Here is a 16,638-nt window from a genome sequence, read left to right as displayed (position 1 = left end):
GCTCAACCAGCGGCGAGGACAGGTGTCGACGAGCTCAACCCGCCGTGCGCAGCGCGCTCCTCCAGCCGATGCGCCCGCCCGTCTGCAGCAGCGCGCCGCGGTACGCACGCTCGCTCACGAGCAGCGCGACGACGGCGAACGCGGCGAGGATCAGGAGCGAGACGATCGGCTCCCACCAGGCGGCGTCGCCGGACAGCACCCGTACCGGCATGGAGACGACGTTCGCCACGGGGACGTACGACAGCACCGTCTCGAACGTGCCGCTGGCGGAGAACGTCAGGAAGTACACGCCCATGATGGCCATCGTCATCGGGGTGGTGGTGTGCTGCAGGTCCTCCGTGCGCGACGCGAGCGCGCCCGCCACGGCGTACAGGGCCGCGAGGCCGAGGAAGCCGACCGCGAAGAACAGCACGAACCAGACGAGCGACGTCGACAGCGACGGCAGGATCGACGCCGTCGGCGTGAACGACAGGGCCGCGAGCCCGACGGCGGCGAACACGACGTTCTGCGCCAGCGCCACCACCGAGCTGCCGAGGATCTTCCCCGCCAGCAGGTGCCGCAGCGGCACCGCGGTGGCCATGATCTCCACCAGCCTCGACTGCTTCTCCTCCACCACGCTGCCCGCGATCATCTGCCCGGAGCCGAGGGCCCCGATGAAGAACAGCAGCGCGAGCGCGAAGGACGCGAAGAACAGGGTCTGCGGGTCCACGGCGTCGCCGTCGACCCGGTCGGTGGACAGGGTGCCGCCGGCGGTGAGCTCGGCGGTCGTGGTGCCGGCGGCCTCGGCGTTGGCGTCGAGCGTCTGCTCCGCGACGCCGGCCGTGAGCAGGCGCGTGAGCGCGGAGTCGGGGTCGGCCTGACCGGTGAGCACCCAGCCGCCGGCGCCCGGGTGCAGCCAGCCGTCCGCGTCGCCGTCGGCGAGCGCGGCGCGAGCGGCCGCGTCGTCGGGCACCTCGAGCGCCGTGAGCTCGGCGCCGCCGCCCTGCTCCTCCGGGATCGCGGCGGCAGACTCGACCGCCGCCGTCGCGGCGGCGTCGCCGGCGGGCACGGCGACCGTGAAGCTGTCGGTCTTGCTGCCCTGCCAGGCCATGAACGCCGCCAGCGCGGCGATGATCGCCACCGAGACCAGCAGCCCCACGAGGAACGTCTTGTTGAGCGCGCGCACCACGATCTCGCGCTTCATCACGACGAGCCACGCGCCGCGCGTGCCCTCGTCGTCGCGCCCGCCCCCTCGCTGGTCGAGCCTGTCGAGACCTTCCCGCTGGTCGAGCCTGTCGAGACCTGGGTCCGTGTTCGTGGTCATGCCGTCACCTCGCGGTAGATCTGGGCCAGCGTGGGCCGGACGGGGGTGAGCTCGCGGACGCCGCCGCGCTCGAGGCCGGTGGCGAGCAGCCGCTGCAGGGCGGCGTCGTCGGCCACCTCGAGCAGCGCGACGGGACCGTCGACGTCGACGGCGTGCACGCCGGGGACGCCGCGCACCCAGCCGGCGTCGCCGCCCGCGACGAGGCGGTGGCGCAGCGCGCCGGTGCTCTGCAGGTCGGCGGGGGCACCGTCGGCCATGACGCGTCCGGACTTGAGGATGACGAGCCGCTCGCACAGCCGCTCGACGAGGTCGAGCTGGTGGGAGCTGAACAGCACCGGCACGCCGCGGGCGGTGTGCTCGGCGAGCAGGTCCACCATCCCGTCGACGGCGGCCGGGTCGAGGCCGCTGAACGGCTCGTCGAGCACCAGCAGCCGCGGCGTGCCCATCAGGGCGGCGACGATCTGCACGCGCTGCTGGTTGCCGAGCGACAGCTTCTCCACGTGCTCCTTGGACCGGCCGGCGAGGCCGAGCCGGTCGAGCATGTCGAGCACCTCGGCGCGCGCCCGCGGGGCGGCGATGCCGCGCAGCCGCGCCAGGTAGACGAGCTGGTCGAGCACCGGCTGCTTCGGGTAGAGGCCGCGCTCCTCCGGCATGTACCCGAACGCCCGGCGGTCCGCGCGGGTCACCGGGTCGCCGCCGAACCGCACCTCCCCGGCCGTCGGCGCGAGCACGCCCATGATCATGCGCATCGTCGTCGTCTTGCCCGCGCCGTTGCCGCCGACGAAGCCGGTGAGCAGGCCGGCCGGGGCGACGAACGAGACGTCGTCGACGGCCGTGAGGTCGCCGAACGTCCGGGTCAGGCCCCGGACCTCGAGGGAGTCGTTGTCCATGACCACGACGCTACGGACCGGGCGGCCCCGTGTGATCCGCCCGGCGGCGGAGATCCGCGCCTCCTCCGCCGGGCGGACGCGTCACTCCCGGGTGGCGGAGACCCAGTCCGGGTTCGACTGGTCCGAGCGGGCCCCGACCACCCGGTCGGCCAGCTCGCCGAGGGCTGCCAGGGCCTCGGCGTCGAGCGTCAGGCCGAGGGACGCGAGGTTCTCGTCCACGCGGGCCGCCCGGCGCGACCCGGGGATCGGCACCACGGGCAGCCCCAGCGCCTCCCCCTGGTGGCGGAGCCAGGCGAGCGCCACCTGGGCCGGCGTCGCGCCGCGCTCCCGCGCGATGCCGCGGACCACGGCGACGAGCGCCTGGTTCGCCTCGAACGCCGACCCGCGGAAGCGCTCGAGGTTGCTCCGCCAGTCGCCGGCCAGCGCGTCGGCGTCGGTGAGCGTGCCGGTGAGGAGGCCGCGGCTCAGCGGGGAGTAGGGCACGAAGCCCACCCCGAGCTCCGCCGCCGTCGGCACCACCGACCGCTCGACGTCGCGGCTCCACAGCGACCACTCGCTCTGCACCGCGGCGATCGGGTGCACGGCGCGGGCCGCCCGCAGCTCCGCCGCCGTGACCTCCGACAGGCCCAGGTGCCGCACCTTGCCCGCCCGCACCAGGTCCGCCATCGCGCCGACGACGTCCTCGATCGGCACCCGCGGGTCGCGGCGGTGCAGGTAGTACAGGTCGATGACATCGACCCCGAGCCGGCGCAGGCTGGCGTCGGCCGCCTCGGCGACGTACGCCGGGTCGTTGCGGGCCGCCATGCGGGTGTACGTGTCGTCCTCGGGCACGATGCCGAACTTGGTCGCGAGCGTGACCTCGTCCCGCCGGTCCGCGAGGAGCCGCCCCACGAGGCGCTCGTTCGAGCCCTGGCCGTACAGGTCGGCGGTGTCGATCAGGTCGATGCCGACGTCCACGACGTGGTGCAGCGTCGCGAGCGCGTCGTCCTCGTCGACGGCGCCGTACACCTGGGCGAGGCCCATGGCGCCGTACCCGAGCAGGGAGGTGTCGAGGCCGTCACCCAGGGTGATGCGGGGCGTACCGGTCGTCGTGGTCATGAGGCGTTCCTCTCGGTCTGCAGGGTGGGAAGGCACTGGAGCGCCGCGACGTCCGGGGTCACCGGGAGGCCCTCGCAGTCGAGGCCGGCGGCGATCAGCTCCCGGTAGTGCTCGATCTTGTGCCCGACGGCGGCCAGGTCGGCGGCGAGCTGGGCCTGCTGGCGCAGGATGCTCTCGCGTTGCCGCTCCAGCAGGGCCATGCGGCGCCCGTGCGACGCGGCGCCGTCGTCGGCCAGCGCCACGAACTCCCGCACGTCGGCCACCGGCATCCCGGTGCGGCGCAGCGCCACGACCAGCCGGACGAACCCGACCAGCCGCTCCGGGTAGCGCCGTCGCCCGTCCGGGCCACGGGGCGCCCGCGGCAGCAGCCCCTCGCGCTCGTACCAGCGCAGGGCGTCCACGCTCAGGCCGCTGTGCTCCGCGACCTCCCGGATGCCGACCGTCGTCGCGGTCTCCACCATCGTCATGGGTCGACCGTAGGAGCTGGAGCGCACTCCAGCGCAAGGGCTGTCCGAAAGGCGCCGACCCCCGACTTTCGTCGTGCCGCTCGCGACGGCGGTCGGTACCGGGTGACGCGGCGCCCTGGCAACGTCAGGCGCGGACGATCCACCGGCGAGCACCTGGCGCCTCGACGAAGGAGACACGATGACGTTCACGTACCCCCAGGGCACCCGCGGCTCCCGCCAGCCCCGCGGCCGGTTCCTGGCCTGGATCAACCGGCGGACGGCGCGCCGTGTCGGCGCCCGGGCCGGCACGGGGAGGCCCGGGGACCGGCTGGCTCTCACGACGATCGGGCGCAAGAGCGGCCAGGAGCGGTCGACGCCGGTGGCCGGGTTCCCCGCCGAGGGCGGCGGCTGGATCGTCGTGGCGTCCGCGGGCGGGGCGCCCGCGAACCCCGCCTGGTACCTCAACCTCGCGGCCCGTCCCGACCGCGTGACGGTCACGACCGGCGGCCGGACGGTCCCCGTCGTCGCCGAGGAGCTGCACGGGGCCGAGCGCGACGCCGCCTGGGCCACCGTCACGTCCGTGGCGCCGGGGTTCGCCGACTACGCGCGCAAGACCGACCGCGAGCTGCCCGTCATCCGACTGACCCCGCGCCGCTGACCGGGCTCGACGTAGCGATCGGCCATGGTTCCCGGGCGGGAAGCATGGCCGATCGCTACGCCGAGGGGCGGACGGACCGGTGGTAGAAGACGACCGCCTGGACGCGGTCGCGCAGGTGCAGCTTGGCGAGCACGTTGGAGACGTGCGTCTTGACCGTCGCCTCGCCGAGGAACAGCTCGCCCGCGATCTCGGCGTTCGACAGCCCCTTGCCGACGAGCACCAGCACCTCCTGCTCGCGGGGCGTCAGCCCGGCGGTCGAGCCTGTCGAGACCCGGGTCTCGACAGGCTCGACCAGCGGGGTGGTCGGCTCGGCCGACGACGCCTCCCCGGCCACCATCCGCTCGATGACCCGCCGCGTGACCTCCGGCGCGAGCAGCGCGTGCCCGGCGGCGACGGTGCGGACGGCGTCCACCAGCCGGTCCGCGTCGGAGTTCTTCAGCAGGAACCCGGACGCGCCGGCGCGCAGGGCGTCGTCCACGTAGGCGTCGTCGTCGAACGTGGTGAGCACGAGCACCCGGGCGAGGTCGTCGGCGACGATGCGCCGGGTGGCCTCGATGCCGTCCATCACCGGCATCTGCACGTCCATGAGCACGACGTCGGGGCGCAGCGCCCGCACCTGCTCCAGCGCCTGCGCGCCGTCCGCGGCCTCGCCCACCACCTCGATGTCGGGCTCGACCGACAGGATCATCGCGAACCCGGAGCGCACCAGCTTCTGGTCGTCGACCAGGAGCACCCGCACGGGCGCGTCGGGGCCGGTCACGGGCGGTCCTGGGACGTCGGCTGAGGCAGGGGCAGGCGCACCCGCACACGGTAGCCGCCGGTGGCGCGCGGACCGACGTCGGCGATGCCGCCGTGCGTCGCGACGCGCTCGCGCACGCCCACGAGGCCGAGGCCGGTGCCGGAGGACCCGGGCCGCGGGCGGCCGTCGTCGAGCACCTCGACCTCGGCGAAGCCGTGCGGGAACCGGTCCGCGGCCGGGTCGTCCCGCTGCGCCGAGCGGCGGTCCACCCGCACGACGACGCGCGCGGACCGGGCCGTGGAGTGCTTGCGCACGTTGCTCAGCGCCTCCTGCGCGGTGCGGTACAGGCTGAGGCCGACGGGCGCGGGCACGGCGTCCACCGCGCCGTCCTCCGCGACCACCCGCACCTCGACGTCGAGCCCGGCGTCGTCGGCGAGCGCCGGGACGTCGGCCAGCCCGGGCTCCGGCGCGCGCCCCGCGCCGCCCGGCCCGCCGCCGTCCTCGACGCCGCGCAGCGTGCCGAGCAGGCCGCGCATCTGCGCCACCGCCTCGCGCGACTCGCCCTCGATGGTGGCCAGCGGCGCGGCCGCGGCGGCCGGGTCGCCGGCGAGCATCCGCCGGGCGGCGGTCGCCTGGATGCCGATGACGGACACGTGGTGCGCGACGACGTCGTGCAGCTCGCGGGCGATGCGCAGCCGCTCGGTGACGACCGCCTGCCGCTGCAGCTCCGCCGTCTGGCGCTCGATGGTCGCGGCCTGGTCCTCGAGCTGCTCGCGCCGGCGGGCCCCGTGCCACATGAGCTGGCCGGCCACGACCGCCCCGTAGAAGTAGGCGAGGTTGATGAGCAGGTTGTAGGCGGTGAACGCCACGCCCGGGTCGACCAGGCCGGGCTGCTCGTCGGCCAGCCCCATCTGCTCGACGATCCCGTCGATGCCCGCCCCGACGGCGAACTGCCACGCCAGCCACCCGAACATCGCCAGCAGCGCGGCGCCCACGACGAGCACCATCGCCTGCCGGTCGCGCGCCCACGCGACCGCGCTGAACAGCGCGACGAAGTACACGACCTGCAGGGGCACGAGGATCGTGACCATGGGGACGGTCAGGCCCACCACGAGGAAGTGCAGGTACACCACGGACAGCACGACCAGGGGGAACCGCCGCCGCCACATGAGCGGCGCGGCGCCCACGGCCGCGAGCAGGTAGAGGAGCCAGACCGGGGCCGTCTCGTCCTCGAAGTACCCGATGCTGCGGGCGAGCTCGGCGCCCACGAGGGAGACGACGACGAACGCGGCGCCGAGCCAGAGGTCGTGGCGGTAGGCGCGCGCCGGGTCGGCGGGCACGCGCTCCCACCCGGAGTCGATCCCCCACCAGTCGGCGAGACGCGCGGTCCACGAGGCGCGGTGCTGGGGCATCCGGCCAGCCTAGAGAGGGGAATGCGGTGGGCGCCTCCGCCGCGAGGTGGAAGTCTGGGCCCATGACCCTCCCCGACACGGCGGACTTCTGGATCTGCCGCACCTGCGCCGTCGAGCACGCCACCCGGCCGGAGGTCTGCGCGATCTGCGCGGACGAGCGCCAGTGGGTGCCCGTGACCGGTCAGGAGTGGACCACCCTGGGCGAGCTCGCGGCCGACGGCCTCGCCGTCGAGGTCGCCGAGCTCGAGCCCGGCCTGCTCGCCCTGCACGCGACGCCGCGCGTCGGCATCGGGCAGCAGGCGAAGGTGGTGCGCACCGACGCGGGCGCCCTGCTGTGGGACCCGCTCGGGTTCGTCGACGACGCCGGCGTCGCCGCGGTCGTCGAGGCCGCCGGGGTCGGCGAGGTGCTGATCGCGGCCAGCCACCCGCACATGTTCGGCGTGCAGGTGGAGTGGAGCCGCCGCCTCGCGGCGGCCACCGGGCGCGACGTGCCCGTGCTGGTGAGCGAGGCCGACGCCGAGTGGGTCGCGCGCCCGGACGTCGTCATCGAGACGTGGTCCCCCGGCGCGGACGGCGAGCGCGAGGTGCTGCCCGGCGTCGTGCTCAGCCAGCCCGGCGGGCACTTCCCCGGCTCGGCGGTGGTGCACTGGACCGGCGCCGACGGCCGCGGCGTGCTGCTGTCGGGCGACACGATCTTCGCCAACCCCGACCGCACGGCGAGCTTCATGCGCAGCTACCCGAACCGCATCCCGCTGTCCGCCGCGGTCGTGACGCGCGTCGCCGAGCACGTCGCCCGCCGCCCGTTCGACCGGCTCTACAACAACTTCGACGGCGTGATCCCCGCCGACGCACGGGACGTCGTGCTGCGCTCCGCCGAGCGGCACGCCGCCTGGGTGCGGGGGGACTTCGACCACCTGACCTGAGCACCGATAATCGTGCCCATGGCAACCATCGTGACCGGGCGGCAGCGCGCCGTGGGCGTGGCGCTCGCGATCGTCGCGGGGTTCGCCGCCGCGCTGCAGAGCCGCGTCAACGGCACCCTCGCCACCGAGACGGGCACGGCGTTCGGCACCGCCGCCCTGTCGTTCGGCTCGGGCCTGGTGCTGCTCACGCTCGTGCTGCCGTTCTCCCGCGCCGGGCGCTCGGCGCTCGGCCAGGTGGCAGCGGGGCTGCGCCGCGGCGGGCTGCGCTGGTGGGAGTGCCTGGGCGGGCTCGGCGGCGCGTTCTACGTCATGTCGCAGGGGCTGACGGTCGACGCGCTCGGCGTGGCCGTGTTCACCATCGCGCTCGTGGCCGGGCAGTCCGTGAGCTCGCTCGTCATCGACCGGCTGGGGCTGGCGCCCGGCGGGGTGCGCCTGGTGACCGTGGGCCGCGCGCTGGGGCCGGTGCTCACCGTGGTCGCCGTCGTCGTGGTCTCCGGCGCGGGCGCGGCCACCGCGGCGCTCGGCCTGGCGCTGTTCCCCCTCGTGGCGGGCGTGCTGCAGTCGTTCCAGCAGGCGCTCAACGGCCGCGTGCGGGCGGCGGTGCGCCCGGCGCCGCCGGTCGAGCCTGTCGAGACCCCGGCACGGACGCGCGACGGTGGCGTGCTGGCCGCGACGTTCGTCAGCTTCCTCGTCGGGACGGCGGCGCTGCTCGTGGTGTTCGGGGTGTCCCTCGCGGTCGACGGCGCCCCCACGGGCTCGCTGCCCACCCAGCTGCCTACCGACCTGCTGCTCTACTCCGGCGGCCTGCTCGGCATCGTCTTCATCGCGCTGCAGGCGGCTGTGGTGCAGCGCATCGGCGTGCTGCTGCTCGGGCTCGGCATGATCGCCGGCCAGGTGGTCGGCGCGCTCGTGCTCGACGTCGTCTCCCCCGACGTCGCGCCGCCCGGCGCCGCGACCTACCTCGGTGCCGCGCTGACCCTCGTCGCCGTCGCCGTCCCTCTCGTCGAGGGCGCGCTGCGCCGCCGCTGACCCGCGTGGACGACGGCGGCCGGCCCACCCGCGAGGTGGACCAGCCGCCGTCGTGACGCTCTCCGGCCTGCTGCCGGCCGGGCTCAGCGAGTCAGAACTTCTCCTGCATCTGCGGGTTCAGCGACTTGAGGTTGGTCTTGGCCTTCCCGTCGATCGCGTCGTCGATCTCGAAGGTGTCGAAGCCGATCCCGAGGTCGTTCGAGTAGGCGTAGCCGTTGTACCAGTAGGTCGACCAGGTGCCGCCGCTGGAGACGCCGGCGCCGCGGTCGAACCAGGCGACCTCGGTCGGGTTCGACGAGTCGGTGAAGTCGAGCACGGAGACGCCGCCCTGGTACCAGGACTGGACCATGAGGTCCTTGCCCTTGACCGGGATCAGCGAGCCGTTGTGGGCCACGCAGTTCTCGGAGGCGTCGTTGATGCGCGGGATCTTGTAGTAGCTCTGGAACACGAGCTTCGTCTCGTGCTTGCCGCCCTTCTTCTTGCCCCGCTCGATGTCGTAGATGCCGTTGGCGCCCAGCTCCGGGGCGTACTCGCCGGTGCAGGTGGCCAGCCCGCCGCCGCCGAGCTCGTCGGTGAAGACGACCTTGGTCGCGTCGTTGTTGAACGTGGCCGAGTGCCAGAACGCGAAGTTCTCGGTGTCGCGGACCGTGCTGATCACCTTCGGGTGGGCGCGGTCCTTGATGTCCATGAGGATGCCGTCGCCCATGCACGCGCCCGCGGCGAGGTCGTACTTCGCGTACGTGGTGATGTCGTGGCAGCCGGACGTCGCCGAGGCGCTGCGGTCCGGGTCGCCCGCGTAGCCGCCCTCCGGGAAGAGGTTCGGCGTGCCGACGAGCCTGGCAGCCGCGGGGTTCTTCACCGGGACCTTCACGATCGAGATGATGTCGTGCGGCGGCTGGCAGTCCGGGTAGGACGAGCTCGGGCTGTACGACGAGACGTAGACGTACAGGTCCTTGCCGTTCTTGGACGGCGCCAGCGAGTGGGTGTGGGAGCCGCACGCCGTCTCGACGGACTTCACGTACTCCGGCGCGAGCGGGTCGGAGATGTCCCAGACCTTGATGCCCTCCCAGGCGTCCTTCTCGGTCGCCGGTCGGGTCGTCGAGGCGCACGAGTCGTCGCTGCGCGACGAGTCGGTGGAGAGCACCAGGACGTCGCCGTAGACGGAGACGTCGTTCTGCGAGCCGGGGCAGTACACCTGGAGCGCCTGGACGGGCGCCTCCGGGTCGGACAGGTCGTAGACGGTGAACCCGTCGTAGTTGCCCGCGAAGGCGTACTTGCCCTGGAACGCGATGTCCGAGCCGGTGCCCTGCAGGGCGCCGTTCTTCGGGTTGTTGCTGAGGTGCTCGATGTTCGACGACGCCACCTCACCCGGTGGGACGTCGGGCTCCAGCACGTCGGACGCGGACGCCGGGGCCGCGAGCCCCAGCACCCCTGCTGTCAGGGCCAGCGAGAGGGCGGCGCCGGCGACGCCCCTCGCCCGTGCACTTCTCATCCGTGATCTCGGGGTTGAACGACGCACAGGCGCCACACCTCCTTGGTAGGTCACACTGAGTGTTGCCTGGAAGCATGCTCCCAACCAGGTGGGCGGACATCTTTTTACGCGAAGGCAACATTCCCCAGGAGAGGATCGTCCGGTGACCACAGGCCCCCAGATCCGCCGCACCGGCGGCCGCCGCGCCGTCCTGACCGGCGCGGTCGCGCTCGCCGTGGGGCTCGCCGCCGCCGCGTGCACCGCCGACGAACCCGAGGCCGCCCCGACGCCGTCGTCGGCCGTGCTCGCGCCGGGGAAGCCGGGCGAGCCCGCCCGGACGATCGCTCCCGACGACTACGAGGGCATGGGAGACGCCGCCGTGGTCACCGACGCGGACGCCGACTTCATGACCCGGATGATCGGCCACCACGCCCAGGCCGTGGACATGGCGCGGCTGGTGCCCGACCGGTCGGCGTCGCAGCCGATCGCCAAGTTCGCCGAGCGCATCCGCCTGACCCAGGAGGGCGAGATCGACTACATGGGCCGCTGGCTGGCGGACCACGACCTGCCGGTGCCCGCGGTGGCCTCGCCGTCCGCGGCGCCGTCGGACGGGAGCGGGCCGCGCGCCCCGGAGGCCCACGACCACGACGCCATGCCCGGCATGCTGACCGACGCCGAGATGGCGGCCCTGGCGGACGCCGAGGGCACCGAGTTCGACCGGCTGTTCCTCGAGGGCATGATCAAGCACCACGCCGGCGCGCTGGAGATGGTCGAGGACGTCAGCTCCGCCGGGCGCGACGAGACGGTCCAGGAGTTCTCGGGGAACGTGGCGGCGGACCAGATCGCGGAGATCGACCGGATGTCACGGCTGCTCGACGAGCTGTGACGGCTCGACCCGTTCACACGCCGCGGCCCACCTCGGCCACGAAGGCCCGCAGCAGCGGGGTGACGCCGGACGAGCGCCACACGAGCGCCCAGCGCACCGCGGGCGCGCCGTCGAGCGGCACGTAGGTGACGCCCGGCCACGGGTAGTAGCGACGCCCCTCGTCGGGCACGGGGCAGACCACCGTCCCGGCGGCCACGAGGGCGAGGATCTCCGTGTAGGTGGCGGCGCCCGGCCCCCGCGGGATCTCCCGCCCGGAGGGCGTGCTCCAGGGCAGGACGCCGGCCAGCCAGGACGGCGGCGCGGAACCCCGGATCGCCGGCACGGCGTGGTCCGCCAGCGCCTCGACGTCCGCCCGCCCCGCCACGGCGAGCGGGTGGTCGGTCGCGACCATGAGCCGCAGCGGCTCGGACCGCAGCACCGGGCCGACCGTGAGGTCGGGCTCGCCGACGGGCAGCCAGGTGGTCAGGAGGTCGACCTCGCCGCGGCGCAGCGCGTCGAAGGGGTCGCTGAAGACGACCTCGTGGAGGCGCAGGTCGGCGTCGGGGTGCCGGGCCCGGAACCGGTCGAGGACGGGCTCCAGCTCGTGCGCCTGCGCGCCCATGAAGCCGAGCACCAGGGTGCCGGACAGGCGCCGCGCCGCGGCCGACGCGGCGGCGACGGCCGACCCGATGCCCTCGTAGGCGGGTCGGAGCCCGGCGCGCAGCACCTCCCCCACGGCGGTGAGCTCGACCTTCCGGCTGGTGCGCTCGAACAGCGGCGCCCCGACGGCGCGCTCCTGCTTGCGGATGGACTGGCTCACGCGGGACACGGACACGTGCAGCCGCTCCGCCGTCCGGCCGAAGTGCAGCTCCTCCGCGAGGGTCAGGAAGATCTCGATCTCGCGCAGCTCCACGCCCCGTCGCACCTCTCGCCGTCGTGCCCCGTCCTCAGCGCCGACGATCGTTGACCCGGCGGTGAACGAGCGTAACCGGAGCAGCCGTTGATCCGTGCCGGGGGCGCGGCGAGCCTGGGATCGCCCGCAAGGGTCGGATCGACCGCACCACACCCAGGAGGACCAGGACCCCATGCGCCCACCCTTCGTCGCCGAGCACGGTTCCTCACGCGCCCGGGTGGACGGCGGACCGGGCCGCCACGTGCGCCCGCTCCACCGCCCCGCCCCGGCGCGCCGCCTGCCGCCGGCGTCGGTCCGGCGGCGTCACCGCACCGCCGCAGCGCCCGCGCCGCGCCACGCCGAGACGACCGCGCACTCCGTCGTCCTCGCCGCCGTCGCCGAGGTGACCGGCGGCGAGGACCCCGACCCGGCCGACGAGGTCACGGCGCGGTGACGAAGACGTCGAAGAGCTCGGGGTGGTGGCCGTGCACCAGCACCGCGAAGACGACGAGGTCGAACAGCAGATGCACCGCCACCACGTAGGTGAGGCTCTTGTAGCGGCTGAAGATCCAGCCCTGCACCAGGGCGAACGGCACGGTGAGCAGCGGCCCCCACTCGCGGTAGCCGAGCTCCCACAGGAACGACACGAAGATCGCGGCCTGGAGCACGTTCGCCGTCCACAGCCCGAAGTGCCGGCGCAGCAGGGCGAACACGGTGCACACGAAGAACAGCTCGTCCCAGATGCCGACGGCGTTGACGCCGACGAACAGCCGCGCGACGTCCTGCCCGCCCTCCAGCGGGGGCCAGTTGAGGTAGGCGCCCGAGCCCAGGAAGTACCAGGGCAGGACGAGGTAACCCACCGCCACCACGACGACGAGGTAGACGTACTGCCCGCGCGACCAGCGCCGGCCGGTGGCGACGGGGAACCGCACCGCACCGGGTCCGCCGTCGGCGCCGACGTCGCGGAACCAGAACCGGGACGCCGCCCACGGCACCAGCACGGCGAGGGACAGCACGACGGCGAACCGCGCCATCCCGGCGTCGGACAGGTCGGCCTCGAGCGAGATCGTGGAGATGATGCCGAGCGCCAGGGCGATCAGCGCGAGGTCGCGGCCGAGCCGCCGGTCGACGGCCAGGCCGAGCGCGACGCCGGCCACGAGCGGCACGTAGGCGAGGGGCCGCACGTGCACCGCGAACAGCAGCACCGCCGACGCGGACACGAGGGCGGCGGCCAGGAGCCGCGGCAGCGCGGCGGGGACACGGCGGGTGACGTCCATCGTGTGGCGAGGATATCCGGCGGCCTGCGTGGGAGAATCCGGGGCATGGTCGCGGGTCGCGGAGCGCACAACCGTGACGGGGGTGCGCGCCCGACGACCTCACGGCCCGTCGACGGCTCGCCTCTCGCGCCGGCGGCGACGGCGGTGCAGGCGCTGGTCGCGGCCGGGCTCGCCCGGCCGGTCGCGGACGAGTCGTTCGACCGCTTCGCCCGGCTGGTGCAGCGCCAGCTCGACGTCCCCACCGCGCTCGTCACGCTCGTGCTCCCGGACGCGCAGGTGTACCCCGGCGCGCTCGGGCTGCCCGACCCGTACCAGGCCACGCGGCGCACCACGCTGTCCGAGCCGCTGTGCGGGGAGACGATCCGGTCCGGCGGGCCGCTGGTCGTCGAGGACCTGCGCGCCGACCCGCGGTTCGCGAGCCGGGAGACCGTCACCGAGCTGGGCATGGGGTCGTACGCGGGGTTCCCGATCTTCGACCGGCACGGCACGGCCGTCGGCACGGTGTGCGCCCTGGACACCCGGCCGCACGCGTGGAGCGCCAGCGACCTCGCCACCCTGTCGGACCTGGCCGCCGCCTGCACCGCCGAGCTGCGCCTGCGCCTGGAGCGGCAGCGCGCCCACCGCATCCAGCAGGTCGCGGTGCACGCCACCCGGCGCACCCGCATGCTGCTGGACCTCACCGACCGGTTCGCCGCCGCGACCACCCTCGACGAGATCGTGGACGCGCTGCGGGCGTCCGGCCCCGGGCTCGGCACCGTCTGGGCCGCGCTGGCGCTGGCCGAGCCCGGCGGGTCCGGCCTCACCCTCGTGGAGCGCGACGGCGCCTACCCGTACCTGCCGCGGCACTGGCGGTTCGACGACCCTGCGGTGGCGTCCGTCGCCCGCGCCCGCCGGCCGGCGTTCTACCGGGACGGCACGGCCGCCCTGCGCGACCAGCCCACCTGGGAGCCGTGGATCGACCCGTCCCTCGGCGGTCTCGCGCTGGTGCCGATGGTCGTGGACGACCGGCTGCTCGGCGTCGTGGTGCTGCTGTGGCGCGGCCCGCACGAGCACGACGACGAGAGCCGGCGCACGGCCGCCACCCTCGCGTCCTGCGTCGCCCAGGCCCTGGTACGGATCCGGGTGCTGGAGGACCGGCACCGCGTGGCGACCACCCTGCAGGCCGCGATGCTCACGGATCTGCCGCAGGTGCCGTACCTCGAGCTGGCGTCCACATACGCGTCGGCGACCCGCACCGACAAGGTGGGCGGCGACTGGTACGACGCGGTCGAGCTCGACGCGCGGTCGACCGTGCTGATGATCGGCGACGTCACCGGCCACGACATGCAGGCCGCCGCCCGCATGGGTCAGCTGCGGGCCATGCTCCGCACCCTCACCTGGTGCCAGGACGCGCCGCCCGCGCGCCTCCTGCGCGAGCTGGACCGCGCCAACCGCGGCCTCGGGCTGACCGCCAGCGGCACCGCCGTCGTCGCCCGCCTGGACCGCACGGGCCGCGGCGAGCCCGGCGCCGGCGACGACCGGTGCCGGCTGTGGTGGGCGAGCGCCGGCCACCCGCGGCCGGTCGTGCTGCGCGCCGACGGCGCCGTGCACGAGCTGGCCGGCCGACCGGACCTCATGCTCGGCGTCGACCCGTCCGTCCCGCGCCGCGACCATGCCGCCGAGCTCGGCCCGGGTGACACGCTGCTGCTGTACACGGACGGGCTCGTGGAGTCGCGCACCGCCTCGTTCGCCGCCCGCGCCGCCGACCTGCGCGGCGTGCTCGCGGACCTGCACGGGACGCCGACGGCGGACCTGCCGCAGCGCCTCGTCGACCGGATGGTGCACGGGCAGCAGCGCGACGACGTGGCCGTGCTCGCCGCCCGCGTGCGCTGAGCCCCGCCGTCCCGCGAGGTAGTTCAGGTCTCCGCGAGGTAGTTCACGATCCCGCGAGGTAGTTCAGGTCTCCGCGAGGTAGTTCACGATCCCGCGAGGTAGTTCAGGTCTCCGCGAGGTAGTTCAGGCCTGGGGGCGCGCGGTGTCGGAGGGCGCGGGCAGGCTGTGCCCATGACGACGACGCCTCCGGAGCCCAAGGCCGTGCTGCACCGCTACCTGCGCTCGGCGCGGGAGGCGCTGCTGTGGAAGGTGGAGGGCCTGTCGGAGCGGGAGGCGCGGATGCCCCGCACGCCGACCGGCACCAACCTGCTCGGGCTGGTCAAGCACGCGGCCACGGTGGAGATCGGCTACTTCGGCGACGTGTTCGGCCGCCCGTGGCCGCGCCCGCAGGACGCACCGTGGCTGGCAGCGGCCGACGACCCCGACGCGGACGCGGACGCCCTGCAGGCGGAGTTCTTCGCCACCGCCGACGAGTCGGTCGAGCAGATCGTCGGCCTGTACCGCCGGGTGTGGGAGTTCGCCGACGTGACCGTCGACGAGCTGCCGCTGGACGCGCCCGGGCACGTGTGGTGGTGGCGCGAGGGCCAGCAGGACGTCACGCTGCACCAGATCCTCGTGCACGTCACGACGGAGCTGCACCGGCACGCCGGGCACGCGGACATCCTGCGCGAGGAGGCCGACGGCGCCGTCGGCATGCGGCCCGGCAACGACAACCTCGCGGGTGGGTTCGACTACGCCGCCTACGCCGCGACGTTGCGCGGCATCGCGGAACATTTCCCCGAGGAGGCCCGATGAGCGTCCCGACGATCCGCCAGGTCGTGCTGGACACCACCGACGCGCGCGGCCTCGCGGAGTTCTACCGCGAGCTGTTCGGCCTCGCCTACCGCCCCGGCGATGAGCCGCCCGCCCCGGGGCACCCGGACAAGCGCGGCGCGGACTGGCTCGTGCTGCGCAACCCGGGCGGCGTCCCGCTCGCGTTCCAGCAGGTGCCGTCGCTGCCCCCGTCCACCTGGCCGGACGACGGCGTGCCGCAGCAGCTGCACCTCGACGCGACCGTGCCGGACGTCGCCGAGCTGGACCGCCAGCACCAGCGTGCCCTGGCCCTCGGCGCGCGGCTGCTGCACGACCGGTCCGACGACCCGGAGGAGCCGCTGCGGGTCTACGCCGACCCCGCCGGCCACCCGTTCTGCCTGTTCGTGGGCTGAGGGCTCAGCCCCAGGAGTCGCAGCCCCAGCCGTCGCCGTCGGCGTCGAGGCGGTGGTAGTCGTTGCTGCCGACCCACACCTTCTTGCGGACGTCGGAGCAGTCGAGGTCCTTGCCCGGGTAGTTCCACGGACCCTTGACGTAGGTGCGCACGTAGTCGGTGGCGCGGTCGGCCTTGAGGTTGTACTTCCCGGCGTACTTGACGATCCAGGTGCCCGACCGCGACTGCGAGTGCTTGTAGCTGTACGCGCCCTTGGTGTTCGTCTTCAGGGTCTTGATCTTGATCGGCTTCGCGTCGCCCGACGGGTCGAACCACACGACGATCGACTTGCCGGCCGACGGCGCCACCCAGCGGCCCGCCTTCTTGTACTTCAGCGTGCCGCCGAGGGTCACCGTGCCGCCGACCGCTACCGGCTCCGGCTTGGCGTTGAGGGTGAGGCTGGTCGGGTAGACCGTGGCGGCCTGTGCCGGGACGGTGGCGGCGCCGAGCGCCACGGTGGCGCCGAGGAGCACCGCGACGGAGCGGCGGATGGTGCGACGAAGCATGGAGTTTTCCGTTT

The 16,638-nt window shown here is 74.3% G+C and carries 18 protein-coding genes; 8 read left to right on the top strand and 10 right to left on the bottom strand.

The window, feature by feature from the left end:
- Positions 1-34: 34 nt before the first annotated feature.
- The 4 genes from AAG589_RS20290 to AAG589_RS20275 all read right to left on the bottom strand — a co-directional run bounded on the left by AAG589_RS20290 (position 35) and on the right by AAG589_RS20275 (position 3,758).
- Positions 35-1,303 (bottom strand): ABC transporter permease, encoded by a 1,269-nt coding sequence (locus tag AAG589_RS20290; RefSeq protein WP_430569104.1) that lies wholly within the window; start codon positions 1,301-1,303, stop codon positions 35-37.
- Positions 1,300-2,193, bottom strand: a complete 894-nt coding sequence (locus tag AAG589_RS20285) for an ABC transporter ATP-binding protein (protein ID WP_430569103.1) — start codon at positions 2,191-2,193, stop codon at positions 1,300-1,302. The genes AAG589_RS20290 and AAG589_RS20285 overlap by 4 nt, the downstream gene beginning before the upstream one ends.
- An 81-nt stretch (positions 2,194-2,274) precedes the next feature.
- Complete coding sequence (locus AAG589_RS20280; RefSeq protein WP_430569102.1) at positions 2,275-3,291, bottom strand: aldo/keto reductase; 1,017 nt, start codon at positions 3,289-3,291, stop codon at positions 2,275-2,277.
- On the bottom strand, positions 3,288-3,758 hold the full coding sequence (locus tag AAG589_RS20275; protein ID WP_430569101.1) for a MerR family transcriptional regulator: 471 nt from the start codon (positions 3,756-3,758) through the stop codon (positions 3,288-3,290). The genes AAG589_RS20280 and AAG589_RS20275 overlap by 4 nt, the downstream gene beginning before the upstream one ends.
- A 178-nt stretch (positions 3,759-3,936) precedes the next feature.
- On the opposite strand from AAG589_RS20275, the gene AAG589_RS20270 reads away from it, so the two are divergent.
- Positions 3,937-4,395 carry a nitroreductase/quinone reductase family protein gene (locus AAG589_RS20270; RefSeq protein ID WP_430569100.1) on the top strand — a complete coding sequence of 153 codons (459 nt, stop codon included), beginning with the start codon at positions 3,937-3,939 and terminating at the stop codon, positions 4,393-4,395.
- A gap of 55 nt (positions 4,396-4,450) precedes the next feature.
- Here AAG589_RS20270 and AAG589_RS20265 read toward each other — a convergent pair whose 3' ends face one another.
- Positions 4,451-5,083, bottom strand: coding sequence for a response regulator (locus AAG589_RS20265; RefSeq protein ID WP_446719775.1), 633 nt, complete (start codon positions 5,081-5,083; stop codon positions 4,451-4,453).
- A gap of 68 nt (positions 5,084-5,151) precedes the next feature.
- On the bottom strand, positions 5,152-6,546 hold the full coding sequence (locus AAG589_RS20260; protein ID WP_430569098.1) for a sensor histidine kinase: 1,395 nt from the start codon (positions 6,544-6,546) through the stop codon (positions 5,152-5,154).
- 62 nt (positions 6,547-6,608) lie between these two features.
- On the opposite strand from AAG589_RS20260, the gene AAG589_RS20255 reads away from it, so the two are divergent.
- Together AAG589_RS20255 and AAG589_RS20250 are read left to right on the top strand one after the other, a co-directional pair.
- Positions 6,609-7,469 (top strand): MBL fold metallo-hydrolase, encoded by an 861-nt coding sequence (locus tag AAG589_RS20255; RefSeq protein ID WP_430569097.1) that lies wholly within the window; start codon positions 6,609-6,611, stop codon positions 7,467-7,469.
- 18 nt (positions 7,470-7,487) lie between these two features.
- Positions 7,488-8,498: a DMT family transporter gene (locus AAG589_RS20250; protein ID WP_430569096.1), complete on the top strand. Its 1,011-nt coding sequence runs from the start codon at positions 7,488-7,490 to the stop codon at positions 8,496-8,498.
- 91 nt (positions 8,499-8,589) lie between these two features.
- Here AAG589_RS20250 and AAG589_RS20245 read toward each other — a convergent pair whose 3' ends face one another.
- A complete protein-coding gene (locus AAG589_RS20245) occupies positions 8,590-9,990 on the bottom strand; it encodes an LVIVD repeat-containing protein (RefSeq protein WP_430569095.1) in 1,401 nt (466 codons plus the stop codon).
- A gap of 142 nt (positions 9,991-10,132) precedes the next feature.
- On the opposite strand from AAG589_RS20245, the gene AAG589_RS20240 reads away from it, so the two are divergent.
- Entirely contained in the window at positions 10,133-10,855 is a 723-nt protein-coding gene (locus tag AAG589_RS20240) for a DUF305 domain-containing protein (RefSeq protein WP_430569094.1), read from the top strand.
- A 13-nt stretch (positions 10,856-10,868) separates the two neighbouring features.
- Here the strand turns inward: AAG589_RS20240 and AAG589_RS20235 are convergent, their stop codons facing one another.
- The gene (locus tag AAG589_RS20235) at positions 10,869-11,747 is read right to left on the bottom strand and encodes a LysR family transcriptional regulator (RefSeq protein ID WP_430569093.1); all 879 of its coding nucleotides are present in this window, start codon (positions 11,745-11,747) and stop codon (positions 10,869-10,871) included.
- A gap of 172 nt (positions 11,748-11,919) precedes the next feature.
- Between AAG589_RS20235 and AAG589_RS20230 the strand changes: the two genes are divergently transcribed.
- The gene (locus AAG589_RS20230) at positions 11,920-12,180 is read left to right on the top strand and encodes a hypothetical protein (RefSeq protein ID WP_430569092.1); all 261 of its coding nucleotides are present in this window, start codon (positions 11,920-11,922) and stop codon (positions 12,178-12,180) included.
- Here AAG589_RS20230 and AAG589_RS20225 read toward each other — a convergent pair.
- Positions 12,167-13,003, bottom strand: coding sequence for a CPBP family intramembrane glutamic endopeptidase (locus tag AAG589_RS20225; protein ID WP_430569091.1), 837 nt, complete (start codon positions 13,001-13,003; stop codon positions 12,167-12,169). The genes AAG589_RS20230 and AAG589_RS20225 overlap by 14 nt on opposite strands.
- Before the next feature lie 45 nt (positions 13,004-13,048).
- Between AAG589_RS20225 and AAG589_RS20220 the strand changes: the two genes are divergently transcribed.
- The 3 genes from AAG589_RS20220 to AAG589_RS20210 all read left to right on the top strand — a co-directional run bounded on the left by AAG589_RS20220 (position 13,049) and on the right by AAG589_RS20210 (position 16,080).
- Positions 13,049-14,875: a SpoIIE family protein phosphatase gene (locus AAG589_RS20220; protein WP_430569090.1), complete on the top strand. Its 1,827-nt coding sequence runs from the start codon at positions 13,049-13,051 to the stop codon at positions 14,873-14,875.
- 171 nt (positions 14,876-15,046) lie between these two features.
- On the top strand, positions 15,047-15,670 hold the full coding sequence (locus AAG589_RS20215; RefSeq protein ID WP_430569089.1) for a DinB family protein: 624 nt from the start codon (positions 15,047-15,049) through the stop codon (positions 15,668-15,670).
- Positions 15,667-16,080 (top strand): VOC family protein, encoded by a 414-nt coding sequence (locus tag AAG589_RS20210; protein ID WP_430569088.1) that lies wholly within the window; start codon positions 15,667-15,669, stop codon positions 16,078-16,080. The genes AAG589_RS20215 and AAG589_RS20210 overlap by 4 nt, the downstream gene beginning before the upstream one ends.
- A gap of 4 nt (positions 16,081-16,084) precedes the next feature.
- Here the strand turns inward: AAG589_RS20210 and AAG589_RS20205 are convergent, their stop codons facing one another.
- Positions 16,085-16,624 (bottom strand): hypothetical protein, encoded by a 540-nt coding sequence (locus tag AAG589_RS20205; protein ID WP_430569087.1) that lies wholly within the window; start codon positions 16,622-16,624, stop codon positions 16,085-16,087.
- Positions 16,625-16,638: the final 14 nt, after the last annotated feature.

The organism is Isoptericola sp. F-RaC21, from assembly GCF_038593535.1.
Classification (GTDB): domain Bacteria; phylum Actinomycetota; class Actinomycetes; order Actinomycetales; family Cellulomonadaceae; genus Isoptericola.
The sequence above is the reverse complement of the archived record's forward strand: the minus strand, read 5'-3'. Positions and strand labels throughout refer to the sequence as shown.